This is a genomic window from Paenibacillus massiliensis 2301065 = DSM 16942 (assembly GCF_000377505.1).
In the GTDB taxonomy this organism is placed as follows: domain Bacteria; phylum Bacillota; class Bacilli; order Paenibacillales; family Paenibacillaceae; genus Paenibacillus; species Paenibacillus massiliensis.
This window is the reverse complement of sequence record NZ_KB898196.1, coordinates 168,294-181,932: the sequence shown is the minus strand read 5'-3', so window position 1 is coordinate 181,932 and position 13,639 is coordinate 168,294. Positions and strand designations below refer to the sequence as shown.

General features: G+C 50.1%; 14 protein-coding genes. 10 read left to right on the top strand and 4 right to left on the bottom strand.

Going from position 1 to position 13,639, the window contains the following annotated elements; genetic code table 11:
- The 10 genes from D328_RS31650 to nfsA form a co-directional block, all read left to right on the top strand.
- Window positions 1-699: polymorphic toxin-type HINT domain-containing protein (locus D328_RS31650; protein WP_018887190.1), on the top strand; the 699-nt coding region annotated here is incomplete at its 5' end.
- 19 nt (window positions 700-718) lie between these two features.
- The gene (locus tag D328_RS0121890; RefSeq protein ID WP_018887189.1) at window positions 719-988 is read left to right on the top strand and encodes a hypothetical protein; all 270 of its coding nucleotides are present in this window, start codon (window positions 719-721) and stop codon (window positions 986-988) included.
- Window positions 989-1,574: 586 nt separating this feature from the next.
- Window positions 1,575-2,450 carry a hypothetical protein gene (locus D328_RS0121885; RefSeq protein ID WP_018887188.1) on the top strand — a complete coding sequence of 292 codons (876 nt, stop codon included), beginning with the start codon at window positions 1,575-1,577 and terminating at the stop codon, window positions 2,448-2,450.
- 497 nt (window positions 2,451-2,947) lie between these two features.
- Complete coding sequence (locus D328_RS0121880) at window positions 2,948-4,180, top strand: multidrug effflux MFS transporter (protein ID WP_018887187.1); 1,233 nt, start codon at window positions 2,948-2,950, stop codon at window positions 4,178-4,180.
- Between the two features lie 197 nt (window positions 4,181-4,377).
- Window positions 4,378-4,755 (top strand): metal-sensitive transcriptional regulator, encoded by a 378-nt coding sequence (locus D328_RS0121875; RefSeq protein ID WP_018887186.1) that lies wholly within the window; start codon window positions 4,378-4,380, stop codon window positions 4,753-4,755.
- Between the two features lie 27 nt (window positions 4,756-4,782).
- Window positions 4,783-4,983 (top strand): copper ion binding protein, encoded by a 201-nt coding sequence (locus tag D328_RS0121870; RefSeq protein ID WP_018887185.1) that lies wholly within the window; start codon window positions 4,783-4,785, stop codon window positions 4,981-4,983.
- A 235-nt stretch (window positions 4,984-5,218) separates the two neighbouring features.
- Window positions 5,219-7,651: a heavy metal translocating P-type ATPase gene (locus D328_RS0121865; RefSeq protein WP_018887184.1), complete on the top strand. Its 2,433-nt coding sequence runs from the start codon at window positions 5,219-5,221 to the stop codon at window positions 7,649-7,651.
- Window positions 7,652-7,922: 271 nt separating this feature from the next.
- Window positions 7,923-9,086 carry a YhgE/Pip domain-containing protein gene (locus tag D328_RS0121860; protein WP_018887183.1) on the top strand — a complete coding sequence of 388 codons (1,164 nt, stop codon included), beginning with the start codon at window positions 7,923-7,925 and terminating at the stop codon, window positions 9,084-9,086.
- A 158-nt stretch (window positions 9,087-9,244) separates the two neighbouring features.
- Window positions 9,245-9,850: a TetR/AcrR family transcriptional regulator gene (locus D328_RS0121855; RefSeq protein WP_018887182.1), complete on the top strand. Its 606-nt coding sequence runs from the start codon at window positions 9,245-9,247 to the stop codon at window positions 9,848-9,850.
- Window positions 9,847-10,590 carry an oxygen-insensitive NADPH nitroreductase gene (gene nfsA / locus D328_RS0121850; protein ID WP_018887181.1) on the top strand — a complete coding sequence of 248 codons (744 nt, stop codon included), beginning with the start codon at window positions 9,847-9,849 and terminating at the stop codon, window positions 10,588-10,590. Before D328_RS0121855 ends, nfsA begins: the two co-directional genes overlap by 4 nt.
- 97 nt (window positions 10,591-10,687) lie before the next feature.
- Here the strand turns inward: nfsA and D328_RS0121845 are convergent, their stop codons facing one another.
- The 4 genes from D328_RS0121845 to D328_RS0121830 form a co-directional block, all read right to left on the bottom strand.
- Entirely contained in the window at window positions 10,688-11,569 is an 882-nt protein-coding gene (locus D328_RS0121845) for a TatD family hydrolase (protein WP_018887180.1), read from the bottom strand.
- Window positions 11,569-12,402 (bottom strand): ABC transporter ATP-binding protein, encoded by an 834-nt coding sequence (locus D328_RS0121840; RefSeq protein ID WP_018887179.1) that lies wholly within the window; start codon window positions 12,400-12,402, stop codon window positions 11,569-11,571. The genes D328_RS0121845 and D328_RS0121840 overlap by 1 nt, the downstream gene beginning before the upstream one ends.
- A gap of 141 nt (window positions 12,403-12,543) precedes the next feature.
- Window positions 12,544-13,323 (bottom strand): ABC transporter permease, encoded by a 780-nt coding sequence (locus tag D328_RS0121835; protein ID WP_018887178.1) that lies wholly within the window; start codon window positions 13,321-13,323, stop codon window positions 12,544-12,546.
- Window positions 13,320-13,613, bottom strand: a complete 294-nt coding sequence (locus D328_RS0121830) for an MTH1187 family thiamine-binding protein (RefSeq protein WP_018887177.1) — start codon at window positions 13,611-13,613, stop codon at window positions 13,320-13,322. The genes D328_RS0121835 and D328_RS0121830 overlap by 4 nt, the downstream gene beginning before the upstream one ends.
- Window positions 13,614-13,639: the final 26 nt, after the last annotated feature.

The window sequence follows — 13,639 nt, the reverse complement described above, 5'->3', positions numbered from 1 at the left end:
AATATTGAGGACATTGAAGTCGGAGATCAGGTTCTTGCCAAGGATGAGAGTGATCCAGAGGGAGATTTAGGTTACAAGGAAGTCACCGCTTTATATCGCAACCAGCGTGATGATATTATTAAGTTACATGTCGGGGAGCAAGTCATCGAGACGACCGACAATCATCCGTTCTGGGTGGAAGGGAAAGGTTGGATTTTCGCTGATGAGCTTCAGGTCGGGGACAAACTCCAGAAGGCCGATGGAAGCAACCTGAAGATTGATAAGGTTGAATTCCTTAAGCTGGACAAGCCAATCACGGTGTATAACTTCACAGTTGCGGACTACCATACGTACTATGTAACAGATATTGGGATTTGGGTGCATAATACGGATTGTTTTAGTGGTTTTAGTAGATTTGACGAGCATTTTGATAAACATGTTCTAGGCAGAAATGGCGGTAGAAGGGAGTATGGAGACGATTTCACAAAACAAGATTATTATGATTTAGCTTATGATTTAGCCACAAAAAGGGTTGATGGGGTTAATATTATACAAAGGTATCAGGGAAATACGAAGGTGATTTACAACAAACGGACAAATGATATGGTTTTCATCCATAGAGATGGTACCATAGGTAGTCTTTATAAACCTAAGTATGGAAGTAGAGATTCCAATGCTGGTTATAATTATTTCATGAGAATTACGACCCAAAATCCATAAGAATATGAGGAATTTAACTATGAGTAAATATGTATGTTTAGTGTGTGGATATGATGAACTTGATTACCCCCAATGGGATGCAAATGGTTTTCCAACTTATGAGATATGCAATTGTTGCGGTTTTGAGTCTGGATTTGATGATGATGCAAAGGACAATCCAGAGTCAATTGAAGATTATAGAACAAGGTGGATAAACGAGGGGGCCAAGTGGTTCAGTTCGTCTAACCCCAAACCTTTAGATTGGAATTTGGAAGTCCAGTTGAAAGGCATAGACATTAATATTTTGTAGTGAGGCGGACTGTCTAGCCAAGTACGATAGTTCTCTGAGGAGGAGTTATGAGAGGTTCTCTAGCTCAAAGCATCTTAATGATAGGTGATTAAAAGGTGAAAGCATTTTCCACGGCTTCATGTGATTTGGGCGAAATCGATACCCATGAGAAAGAACTCTTACAAGAGATTATTTGCGTCCACTTAATATTTCTTGACTAATTAACAATCGGTTCAACCACATGCGAGCGTATTTAGCTCCATGTGGTTTTTTTAATGTAGGTAAGGTAATTGTTGTAGTAGTGATGAGATAATCAGACGAGGCCAGATCAGGTCGTGGATTATGCATATGATGTGACAGGCAAGCGTTTAAGCATGAAGGACACAACGGGAACGACGGCCTACCAGTACGATCCATACACGCAGGAGCTTTCGAGAACTAGGCATGAATGTAAATTGAAGATGGCGTATCGGCTTACAATCCAGCTTCTGACGTTCATACATATTCATTCCAACTAACTTCAATCCGATAATTAAGGTACAAACAGGAATACACGATATCGTTTAACTCCTAAGCTGCCTGTTACATCGGATCAGGAGGAGATCATATGCAATTCGAAGCACTCAGATCGTATCAAGTCACGATAAGACCCGATAGTCCGCGAATGAAACCTACCCTTACAGAGAACCAGCCAGCTCAAGTGAAAAGTGCTCCATCTTCCATACCTACTATTCAAGACTCCGTAGAAATTAGTACAGCTGGCAGACAGCTAGCTGAAGGGGCTACTATTTCTCAACCTATCAAATACTTCGGCACAACGCAGATTAACGATTCATTGAACAAAGTGCTGGAGGACCAACCGGAGAGCATATCGGACACGGTGTACCGTATGATTGCATCCAATTTTATTGTCGACGATACGGTGACAGATGAGGATCAACGAGCGATGCTGCTGGAGATGGGGCTTTCCCAGTCTAAATATATTGCTGAGCAGTATATGGAAGGCGACAAAGCCGAGACATTCCTGAAGACGATGGAGCAGATTGCTGCAATCGCCAAGACTCGATCCATTGACCCGGAGACAGGAACTATTAGCTACATAACTCCCGCAGAGCGTCCATCAGGTGCTCCTGAAGACTATGTCAACCCGGCAGAGCTGATGAGGGTGGTCGACCCCAAGAGATATGAAGCATATAAGGATGATATCAAGAATGGTGGAGTTGAGCTTGGACTGAGCAGGCTGCTGGATTTTGTAAGACAGGTTCCAAGCCACTCGCATTGGCTGGAAAACTACAAGAAGCAAACGGAGCAGTTCAATGAGCTGCTGAATAACACGGAAATAACGAATCGGTTCAAGACAGCCGACACGTCATCAGCTAATGCATTTATGGACAGCATGCAGAATTTGCTGAATACATTATCAGCCACTCCAGAATCTTACCTTCGAAATATGCGAGAGTTTGTCAGAGGTTTGGATCGTTGAGCAGTTAGAGCCCAGGGCAGATGCCCTGGGTCTTTTTGCATTTCAAGACACATTCACTCGTATCCGATGTAGCTATACTTCCGAAAATAATACCTATTGCATAGTGCTTAATAGTTCCTTATTCATATTTTCAAAGGGTTAGTTGAACAATCGACGAAGAAGCGAAGCAATGATACCGAGTTGCTCGCTTTTTTGTTTTGAGGTAAGCTGTATTTGCGATAGTTACATATAATTCATGAAACATTCAGCTACATGTCGAAGAATAGACGAAAATCTAGAATAGGGCACTACATGGACTAATTTTGGATTCATTCTCAGATCAATCATGTGGCTGGCCTATAGTTACAGGCTTCTCGGACGTCTGGCGGTATTGACTGTGCGCAAGGCGTAGGGTATATAATGCTACAATCAGGCTTTGCAAGCCTATGAGTTGTATCGAGTTGCTTGAGATTCGATTCAGTAATTCGATCAGCAAGTTATTAGGAGGAACTTACATAATGAAATCTTCATCCAGTACTACTATGCAAGCCAGTCCATTAAAAGGTGGACGTGTGCTATGGATTGCCTTTGTGCTAGGGGCACTCAGCGCCTTCGCACCATTATCTATTGATATGTATCTGCCCTCATTGCCTATACTGGCACAAGATTTGCAGACGACAGCCTCGCTGGCACAATTAAGCTTGACGGCTTGTCTGCTGGGGCTTGCAATCGGACAGCTCATTGCTGGCCCACTTAGTGATGTACGAGGGCGCCGCGGGCCATTAATCGTGTCTCTGGTGCTCTATGCCGTTGCTTCGCTGTTGTGTGTATTTGCGCCTAATATCGGAATTTTGCTGGTGCTGCGGTTCATTCAAGGACTTACCGGTTCAGCGGGGATTGTCATCTCGCGTGCTGTTGCTCGCGATCTCTATTCAGGGCCTGCGTTGACCCGATTCTTCTCGCTCCTCATGCTCGTGAACGGGCTGGCTCCTATTGCTGCCCCGGTCCTTGGGGGGCTTCTGCTTAAATTCATGCCTTGGCGTGGAGTGTTCATGGTGCTGTGTATTATTGGAGTCGTCATGCTGATCGCGGTTGTGCTGGGACTTCCTGAGACGCTCGCGAAGGACAAGCGTTCTACTGGAGGGCTGAAGCAGACGCTGTCGACCTTTGGAGCATTGGCGGCGAATCCTATGTTCATGGGGCTGGCATTGTCTCAGGGCCTCATTACAGGCTCCATGTTCGCATACATTGCCGGTTCTCCGTTCGTGCTGCAGGATATCTTCGGTGTGACGCCACAGGGCTTCAGTCTATTCTTTGCGTTGAACGGAATAGGCATTGTCCTCTTTGCTCAGGTGGCAGGTCGTCTAGCCGGACGTGTGGGTGAAGGTCTCTTATTGCGCATTGGTCTGATTATCGCGGCCCTTGCAGGTGTAGCGCTGCTTCTGGTGTCTTTGCTGGGTGGAGGACTCATATCCATTGTCATTCCATTATTCTTCGTAGTGGCTTCCGTGGGTATTGTGTCCACGATGACGACATCTCTTGCAATGCAGAGTCAGGGAGCGAATGCAGGCAGTGCATCGGCACTACTCGGTCTCCTACCGCTCCTCATTGGCTCTATTACGTCTCCTCTAGTGGGATTGGGTAGTGGAACGACGCCAATACCGATGGCGCTGGTCATTGCGATTGGGGAGCTGGCAGCACTGGCCTGTTATACCCTGTTCGTGCAGCGTCATTTGAAGAATGCAGGTTGATTCTTTCCGAATAGGGCGATAATGATCTGGTAGTCTAACGGATTTCGGGAGACGAAGATGTTGGCCTGGAGCTAGTCAGGGTCATAGCACCGGGAAGAGAGAAAGTGTTCAGGAGCAAGACAATAGACTTCCTTGACATACCCCCTATGGGTATATTAGAATGAACCTGAACAGATTGACAGGAAGGGGTAAGCCATATGAGTGCAGAAGAACAGAATCAGACAACGGAGTCGGCAGCTCCGGCTTGTGCCCCTGAGGGTCATGCTTGCGGGCATGCCTCAGCCTCTGCCGAGGGTGTACGGCGCAGCCATCATCCCGCCGAGCTGAAGAACAGTATGATCTCCCGACTCAACCGTGTTGAGGGCCAGATTCGCGGCATCAAGGGGTTAATTGAGAAGGATACGTACTGTGACGATGTGCTGAACCAGATAGCGGCTGCACAGTCTGCTCTGAATGCAGTTGGCAAGCTACTGCTGGAGGGGCATATGAAGAGCTGTGTCATTGAGCGCATTCAGGCTGGTGAGGATGAAGTGATTGACGAGCTGCTGGTTACTGTCAAGAAGCTGATGAAATAATATACTTTGGGCAGGAGGAATGTGAGGATGTCTCAAGTTACTTTAAATGTAGAAGGTATGTCTTGCAACCATTGTGTACAGGCTGTGGAGCGCGCGGTGAAGGAAGCGGGTGCGGAGGCCAAGGTTAATCTGGAGGCGAAGACTGTATTGGTGGACTTTGACGAAAGCAAGATCTCAATTGGTGAGATCAAGCATGCTATTGAGGACCAAGGGTACGATATTGTCTAATCAGAGTGGTTAGTTAACTTGAGAAGAGGCTTTCTTTCTAAGGCAAGAGAAGGCTTCTTCTTGAGCTGTGTACCCGGCAGGGGTATCCTATTTTCCACTGACTGTTGCTGGTAACGTCGGGTATTCAAATTCAAATTCTAATTCGAAATATTACACTGGAATACGTCGTCGCAAGACGTTTTTATTTTTCAAATATACATACCCCCATAGGGTATATGAATGGAGGTGCTCACAAATGGAACGAGATATCACTCAGTCTGAGGCGCATACGACGCTGCATGTCACCGGGATGACCTGTGCGGCTTGTGCCACAAGGATTGAGAAGGGTCTGAACCGTATGGAAGGGGTCAGTAATGCACGCGTGAATCTGGCTACCGAGCAAGTGACCATTGATTACGTAGCGGGACAGACAGGAATTGGCGAGCTGCGCGGCAAGATCGAAACTTTGGGGTATGGAACGGTGACTGAGCAGGCGGATTTTAATATTACGGGCATGACCTGCGCGGCTTGTGCTACCCGGATTGAGAAGGGGCTGTCGCGCTTGCCTGGAGTAGAGACAGTGAATGTGAATCTTGCGCTCGAAACAGCACATGTCGAGTATACAGCAGGTGTCCTCGACCGAGCGGGCATCGTAGACAAGGTGCAGCAGCTAGGGTATGGAGCTATCCCGCAAGGGGAAGGGCCTGATCTGTTCGAGCAGCGGCAGCGGGAGACAGCCCGCAAGCTATGGAAGTGGGTCATCTCCGCCGTACTGTCCTTACCCTTACTGTGGGCCATGGTGGGCCACTTCAGCTTCACGTCCTGGATGTATGTTCCCGAGCTGTTCATGAATCCCTGGTTCCAGTTGATTCTAGCGACACCTGTCCAGTTCATCATAGGCTGGCAATTCTATGTCGGAGCCTACAAGGCCCTGCGCAGCGGTAGCGCCAATATGGATGTGCTGGTGGCACTGGGGACCTCGGCGGCTTACTTCTATAGTCTCTACCTGACCTATCAATCCGTTGGTGCACATGCTCATGGACAGGTCGAAATGTATTATGAGACGAGCGCCGTATTGATCACATTGATATTAGTGGGAAAATGGTTTGAGGCTGTCGCCAAAGGACGCTCCTCCAGCGCTATTCGCAGCCTGATGAACCTGCAGCCGCCTCAGGCACGTGTCTTGCGCGACGGCGAGGAGCTTGAGCTTCCGGTGGAGCAGATTGTTCCCGGAGACTTGCTGCTCGTTAGACCGGGTGAGAAAATTCCACTCGATGGCACGGTAGAGGAAGGACGCTCGGCCGTGGATGAATCCATGCTTAGCGGTGAGAGTATCCCCGTCGATAAGCAGGCAGGCGATCCGGTAACGGGAGCGACGGTCAACAAGAACGGCTCGCTGAAGGTGCGAGTGACCCGTACCGGGCAAGATACGGCTCTGGCACAGATCATTAAGGTAGTAGAGCAAGCCCAGAGCTCGAAGGCACCAATTCAGCGTGTTGCCGATGTCATTTCTGGAATTTTCGTACCGATTGTTGTAGGAATCGCCGTAGTAACTTTTGTTGTGTGGTACCTGCTGGTAGCCCCGGGTGATCTGTCGGGTGCGCTGGAGAAGGCTATAGCTGTGCTGGTTATCGCTTGTCCTTGTGCACTTGGGCTCGCAACACCTACCTCTATTATGGCAGGCTCCGGACGAGCGGCAGAATACGGTATCTTGTTCAAGGGCGGGGAGCATCTGGAATCGGCTTATCACACCGATGTTGTCGTCTTCGACAAGACGGGGACGATTACACACGGGAAGCCTGAGCTAACGGATACCGTGGCTGCCGATGGGGGGAATGCCACGGATTGGTTAAGTCTGCTCGCTGCCGCTGAGAAGCATTCCGAGCATCCGCTTGCTGAGGCGATTGTGGCGGGGATTGTGGGACGGGGTATTCAGATCCCTGAGGCAGGAGACTTCGAAGGCATTCCTGGCTACGGCGTCAGAGCTGTCGTAGAAGACCATGTCGTCTATGCGGGCACTCGTAAGCTAATGCAACGGGAGGATGTGTCCATTCCGGGCGCAGCTGCCGACCAAATGAAAGCATTCGAGCGTGCAGGCAAGACAGCGATGCTGGTAGCGATTGACGGTGTCTACGCTGGTCAGGTGGCGGTAGCGGATACGATCAAGAGTACGTCGGCGGAAGCTGTGAAGCGCCTGCAGGCTATGGGCAAAGAGGTCATTATGATTACCGGAGATAATGAGCTGACTGCACGAGCCGTAGCCGCACAAGCAGGTATAGCTAACGTACTGGCAGAGGTACTGCCTGAGGAGAAGGCAGCGGAGGTAGCCAAGCTGCGTGAGCAAGGACGTCGCGTAGCCATGGTAGGTGACGGGATCAATGATGCGCCTGCATTAGCCACGGCGGACATTGGTATCGCCATGGGAACAGGGACAGATGTGGCGATGGAGGCTGCGGATATTACGCTGATGCAAGGCAATCTGAACAGTGTGCCTGATGCGATGGACATGAGTAGGCGTACCATGCGCAATATCAAGCAAAATCTGTTCTGGGCGTTGGCTTACAATGTCATAGGCATTCCTATTGCAGCACTTGGCTTCCTGGCTCCATGGCTGGCAGGGGCTGCGATGGCCTTCAGCTCCGTCTCCGTTGTCCTGAATGCCCTGCGACTGCAACGGATAAAGCTCTGAGCTGTAGACGGACATCACGCTTGCAGCGTATCTACATTCGCTTTTGAATGGTCGAGGCACTAGGTATGACGCGTATTCTCTGCCATAGCTATAAACGAATAACAAGCCCGTAACAGCCTGCAATTGGGTTTTACGGGCTGTTTGTTATGTACTTTTGTATATTGCGAAAGTAACATATTATTTTCTGAAAATAGTTGACATGTTTCGCCCAAAATCTTATATTTTAAATAAAAAATGAAACAAACGTTTGTTTGAATTCGGAGGATGAATCATGCTAAATGCGGTTAAGGCATATATGAAAAAACCACAGACTATGATTGGCATCATCACAGCTATCATGTTTCAGATCATTTTTAGTGTAATCTGGATGACAGCTTATCAAGGTGTTAATGATCGGGCAGATCAATTGCAGGTGGCCCTTGTGGTCGAGGACGAATCCGCACAAGCTCAGGAGATTGCAGCGCAGCTGAGCAGCAATCTGCCTTTTCAGGTGAAGGAAGGTATGACACTGGAGGAGGCTCAGTCCCGTCTGGATGCTCGTGAGGTACAGATGGTCATTGATATACCACAAGGCTTTACTTCTCAATTGACCACACCGGGCGGCCAGGCTGTCATTGGATATACGATTAATGAGGCTAATCCAGTTACCGTGAAGAGCATCATGAGCAACGCGGCGGCCTCCATCACAGCTACTGTGAACTCCCAGGCCTCTACGGCCAGTGTAATGGCTCAATTGGTCGGTTCAGGTGCGTCACCAGAGCAAGCCCAGCAGGTAGCTCAGACCTCTATCCATAAGGTTGGCTCACAGCTTAGCTCGATCCACCCGGTACAGGGAATGAACAATCAGATGGTGCCCATGATGCTTGTCCTTGCTTCTTATGTAGGTGTCATGATTATGGGGCTGAATGTGCAGATGGCTACCGGAATGCTCGGTGCGGCGTTCACCTGGTATGAGAAATTTGGAGCTAGAATCATCATTAACGTGGTCTCTTGCCTCCTGATCTCCTTGATCGGCTCTACGCTAGTCGTCATGCTAGGTGGACAGGCAGAGCAGGGCTTCCTGAAGCTGTGGATGTTCCAGGCATTGTTCGTAGGAACGTTCATGTTCTTTGCCCAGCTCTTTCTCATCGTATTCGGTAGTGCAGGTATGCTCTTCAATATTATCGTTCTGTCTTTGCAGCTGGTCTCGTCTGGCGCGATGGTGCCAAGAGAACTGCTATCTCCCATTTATCAAACGATCGGAGAATGGCTTCCTGCCTCTTATGCTGTGCAGGGGATTACAGCCATTCAATTGGGAGGTATAGGGGCTTCAAAGGCTTCATGGATGCTGCTCTTGATATTGCTCATCTCCTTGCTGATCGGATGCGCAGCCAGTGCACTGCGTGCAGCCAAGGCAAGAGCGGCTACTGCACCAGCGATGAACTCTTCGGTATAAAATTAGGCTCAGGATTACGGTGAGTTGGCCCCATTGTAATGAAAATAGCGCAACATGAGGGCCGTAGGCGGTGCAGATTCCATCTGTGCCGCTTACTTGCGTATTGGTCCATAAAGTAACATAATACGAGGTAAATATTGCTGTAAGGAGAACGCTGTATGTCATCACTACCAGAGCACAGAGAGCAAGATGTCAAAACACGCATATTGTTAACGGCCAAAAGCTGCTTCGCCGAGCAGGGATATGATGGGACAAGTGTTAGACAGATCTGTCAGTTGGCAGGAGTCAATGTATCCATGGTATCCTACCATTTTGGAGGCAAGGAGAAGGTTTATGAGGCCATTTTTGAGTGTCTTCATCATGTGAACCAGCCGAGAGACTTTGACTACACTGCAATCAGTCCAGTCGAGGGTCTTGTGCTCCTCTTGCGCGGCATTATTGAATCGACCATCCGGGACAAGGAAATGAGTGACATCATTCAGCAAGAAATGACGATGCATTCTGACCGACAGGAGTATATTCTCAAGTATTTGTTGCCGATCTGGAAAAAGGTCAAGCAAGTGCTGGAGCGGGGACGCGAGCAAGGGGTGTTTAACTACCGTTCTCTGAATCAGGCGCTGCTGCTCGTGCTTCATGCGTCGATCTCCCAGAAGCGGAGAGGACAACTGGAGTCCATTCTTGAGCCGGAGGACTTCTCTCAGGATGAGATTGTGGATCAGACGATAGCTTTTATTCTACAAGGATTGGGAGTGAAACCAGCATGAATGATACGATAGCGCTGCTAATGAATCATCGCTCAGTCAGAAAGTTCAAGCCGGAGCCTGTAACCGAGGAGCAGCTGGCGCAGATCGTCGGAGCCGCCCAGATGGCTTCGACCTCCAGTAATGTGCAGGCCTATACAGCCATTGCCGTCACAGATGATGAGCTGAAGAGGCAGCTTGCCGAGCTGGCCGGAGGACAGGCCTATGTAGCGGAATGCCCAGTATTTCTGGTGTGGTGTGCAGATTTGTACCGTGTACAGCAGACTGTAGAATGGCATCAGCCTGAGGCTCAGTCGCAGGTATCCTCTACGGAGAACTATGCTGTTGCTACTATTGATGCGGCCTTGGCTGCACAAAATGCGGCCATAGCCGCTGAATCCCTTGGACTTGGAATTGTCTATATCGGTGGTATTCGTACGAATATTGCTCAGGTATCCGAGCTGCTCGGCTTGCCAGAGCTTGTGTATCCAGTCTTCGGCATGTGCATCGGTGTGCCTGACCAAGAGGTCGGCAGCAAACCGCGCTTGCCGCTGTCCGGTGTGCTGCATATGAATGGTTATGATCGCGAGCAATCCAAGGCAGCTGTGAAGCTGTACGACCAGACGATGGTCCAGTACATTACGGAACGCACGGGTGGGCAGCGGACAGCTTCCTGGTCGGAGAATATGGCCGCAAGACTCATCAAGCCAACACGGCTGGAGCTGAGGGATTATTTGCATAGCAAAGGATTCATGAAGTTCTAGAGCCAACTTGCCCCTAGGCCGATCGAATGCTGTGATGTGAGGATGATGCGCCATGAATCACGGTGCAACAAGCCTGCGCAGCCTTACAGTCCATATCTTACAGCCCATATAACCGACAGGCGTTAGCATGAAGAAGGGCCCGGGCCTCTGGCTCCTGCATTCCCCGCAGCTTGCTATAGGTGCGTATGACCTCGCTCACCATCCATGGAGAGGTAGTCTGTCCAGCGAATGGACCCTCGAACGGCCAAGGACCGTCTGTCTCGCTCATGACTAGTTGGGGAGGATATTGGAGTGCCAGCGCCTGAATCTCCTCCTCATACACAATATCGGGCGTGAAAGAGATATAGTATCCATTGGCTGCCATTCGCTGAACGGTCGCGACATCTCCCTTGAACCAGTGAAAATGAGCCTGCTGCACCTGATGCTTTTCCAGCAGATCGCAGGCAATCTCGGCATCCTCGTACACAGCATGGAGAATGATGGGCTTGCGATAACGAGCGGCGAGTATAATGAATTGCTCCAGCAGCTCAATGTATCCCGTCCGGTCGAACACTTCTCCCTGAGCAGCCTTTTCTTGTGCAAGGTAATAGGGGAGACCGACTTCACCGACAGCAATCATCTGGTCCTGGTGCTGCTCGATCCAGTGAAATAGCTCCGCCAGTTCATCTGCTGTCGGGAGAGCTTGCTCAGGGTGATAGCCGAAGGCCGGTAGCACCTTACCCGGATATTGCTGTGCCAATGCCAGATTGTTGCGGCTGGAGGCGAGATGCATGGACACGGACAGAAGGGCTTGCACGCCTGCAGCATCCATCTGACGAATCATGTCTGCCTGCTGTTCGGGTAAGTATTGATCCAGGTGAATATGTGTATCAATTAAGCTATACTTGGAGGCTGCTGGACTGTTGCCAGCATGAGTGACTCCAGTGCAGTGCAGGCCACTGTTAGGCTGCATAGGGGGACGGGATGCTTGTTCACTCATCAGAATCCCCCCTGAGCAAGCTGCACAGATTTCTGTCGTTCCTCTTTCATCGACAGGGTCAGCTCCTGCTTGAGCTGGGTAAACTCCACTTGCTGCATGATCTCCTCCCGGCGTGGCCGGGCAAAGGGAACATCAACGACACGCAGTACCGTAGCAGGACGTGCCGAGAGCACATAGACGCGGTCTGACAACAGGAGTGCTTCCTCAATGTTGTGGGTGATGAACAGGACGGAACGCCGGTGCCGCTCCCATACATGCAGCAGCCAGCTTTGCATGTCACTACGGGTCATGGCATCCAGCGCGCTAAATGGCTCATCCAGCAGCATCAGCTCCTGTGGACTCAGCAATGCCCGCAGGAACGCGGCCCTCTGCTGCATCCCCCCTGACAGCATGTGTGGATAGGCATCCGCGAAGGCTTCCAATCCGATCTCGGTCAGCTGCCGCCTGGCTTCGGCTCGTGACTCAGCTCGCGACTTGGCGCGGTCTTGATTCCGCTGGGTTGGTGCATTATCTTGCCCCATCAGGACATTATCCAGGGTCGTGAGCCATGGGAAAAGCGCAGGCTGCTGGGGCATGTAGCTGATATGTCCACGTTCACCCGTTACCTCTGCACCATTCATGAAGATCCGACCCTCTTGCGGAGTCATGAGTCCCCCGATCATATGAAATAGCGTACTTTTACCACTACCGGAAGGTCCTACGATGGATACGAACTGTCCTGGCTCCACCGTCAAGGAGAGGTCCTGTATTACGGGTAACCATCCGCTACGACTGTGGAAGCCGGCGCTAATCCGGTCTACCTGAAGTGCGGCCTGCGGCTGCTCTGTCTTCATATCTCATTCCTCCTCGAACCCTCTCACTTATTTACTTAATCATCACAGTGTAGATGTCATGCCAAGGTTACTTATTGCACATCGCTGGCAATTGATCGTTAGCTAAGACCGCAAGTTATGACAAGTTATGAATGGAAGGTATTATTTCTTCTGTGGCTGCCAGCGGACTAGCCACTTCTCCAGCAAGATAATGATCAAGAACATAAGCAGGCTCAGAATCACAATAATTCCAATTGCTGCGAATACGAGATCAGTACGGTATGCCGCCTTTTGCAATAGCATGTAGTACCCGATACCCTTGTCTGCGCCGATCCATTCCGCAATAATAGCGCCCATTACACTATAAGTGGCGGCGATCTTAATGCCTGAGAATACCGACGGTAGCGCATGAGGGAGCTCCAGTCTGGCAAATATCCGCAGTCTTCCAGCGCCTGACATTCGCATGTAATTCATCATGGTACGATCAGTCTGCATGAATCCGTCCATGGCCGCGACAGCAACCGGGAAGAAGCAGACGAGTGTAATCACCATGAGCTTAGGCAGCAGCCCAAAGCCGAACCAGATCATAAGCAACGGGCCAAGCGCAATAATGGGAATATTCTGGCTAAGAATCAGCAAAGGATACAGCGATGTTTTGAAAAAAGGAATCATGTGCAGCACAATGGCAATCAGCAGCCCGATTGTTGAACCAATGGCGAAGCCCCCGAGCATCAGCTTGACGGTCGCCCAGGTGTGTCCAGCGAGCAGGGCTGACTGAGCTGTCCCTTCGGATATAATCCGAATCGGACTGGGTAACAGCCAAGCCTCAATGTTCAGAAAGGTCGCTGCCGCCTGCCATAGCGCCAAAAAGAAGAGGACCGCCACAAGTGGCGGCCACACGCGCTGTAGCCAGGAACTTCGTGAAGGTCCTCTACGGCTCATGGACGATATTTCTCAGTCAGTTGATCCATGCTGATCCCCTTCGGATTATGTGCGATCTTGATCTGAGAGATCACGCTGGGGCTGCCCGCCTCGATGAGGGCGGTGTGCATATCCTTGACCACCTTCAGTAGCTCGTCAATGTTCCCTTCCATCGTAGTCTCCAGCGGATGAACCTCGTGCTTGACGCCGGATTTCTGAATAACCTCGATAGCACGGTCTACATAAGGGATGGAATCCTCCCCACCGGGAGTCTTGGGAATAACCTGAATGCTGAGCAATGTATCTGCCATGTTAACTCTCACCTTCTTCGATGAAT

What these genes read in the sequence shown, in the direction of transcription:
- D328_RS0121870 (WP_018887185.1), top strand. Translation starts at nt 4,783, where the DNA reads ATGTCTCAAGTTACTTTAAATGTAGAAGGTATGTCTTGCAACCATTGT.
- D328_RS0121860 (WP_018887183.1), top strand. Translation starts at nt 7,923, where the DNA reads ATGCTAAATGCGGTTAAGGCATATATGAAAAAACCACAGACTATGATT.
- D328_RS0121855 (WP_018887182.1), top strand. Translation starts at nt 9,245, where the DNA reads ATGTCATCACTACCAGAGCACAGAGAGCAAGATGTCAAAACACGCATA.
- D328_RS0121835 (WP_018887178.1), bottom strand. Translation starts at nt 13,323, where the DNA reads ATGAGCCGTAGAGGACCTTCACGAAGTTCCTGGCTACAGCGCGTGTGG.
- D328_RS0121875 (WP_018887186.1), top strand. Translation starts at nt 4,378, where the DNA reads ATGAGTGCAGAAGAACAGAATCAGACAACGGAGTCGGCAGCTCCGGCT.
- D328_RS0121885 (WP_018887188.1), top strand. Translation starts at nt 1,575, where the DNA reads ATGCAATTCGAAGCACTCAGATCGTATCAAGTCACGATAAGACCCGAT.
- nfsA (WP_018887181.1), top strand. Translation starts at nt 9,847, where the DNA reads ATGAATGATACGATAGCGCTGCTAATGAATCATCGCTCAGTCAGAAAG.
- D328_RS0121840 (WP_018887179.1), bottom strand. Translation starts at nt 12,402, where the DNA reads ATGAAGACAGAGCAGCCGCAGGCCGCACTTCAGGTAGACCGGATTAGC.
- D328_RS0121880 (WP_018887187.1), top strand. Translation starts at nt 2,948, where the DNA reads ATGAAATCTTCATCCAGTACTACTATGCAAGCCAGTCCATTAAAAGGT.
- D328_RS0121845 (WP_018887180.1), bottom strand. Translation starts at nt 11,569, where the DNA reads ATGAGTGAACAAGCATCCCGTCCCCCTATGCAGCCTAACAGTGGCCTG.
- D328_RS0121865 (WP_018887184.1), top strand. Translation starts at nt 5,219, where the DNA reads ATGGAACGAGATATCACTCAGTCTGAGGCGCATACGACGCTGCATGTC.
- D328_RS0121830 (WP_018887177.1), bottom strand. Translation starts at nt 13,613, where the DNA reads ATGGCAGATACATTGCTCAGCATTCAGGTTATTCCCAAGACTCCCGGT.
- D328_RS0121890 (WP_018887189.1), top strand. Translation starts at nt 719, where the DNA reads ATGAGTAAATATGTATGTTTAGTGTGTGGATATGATGAACTTGATTAC.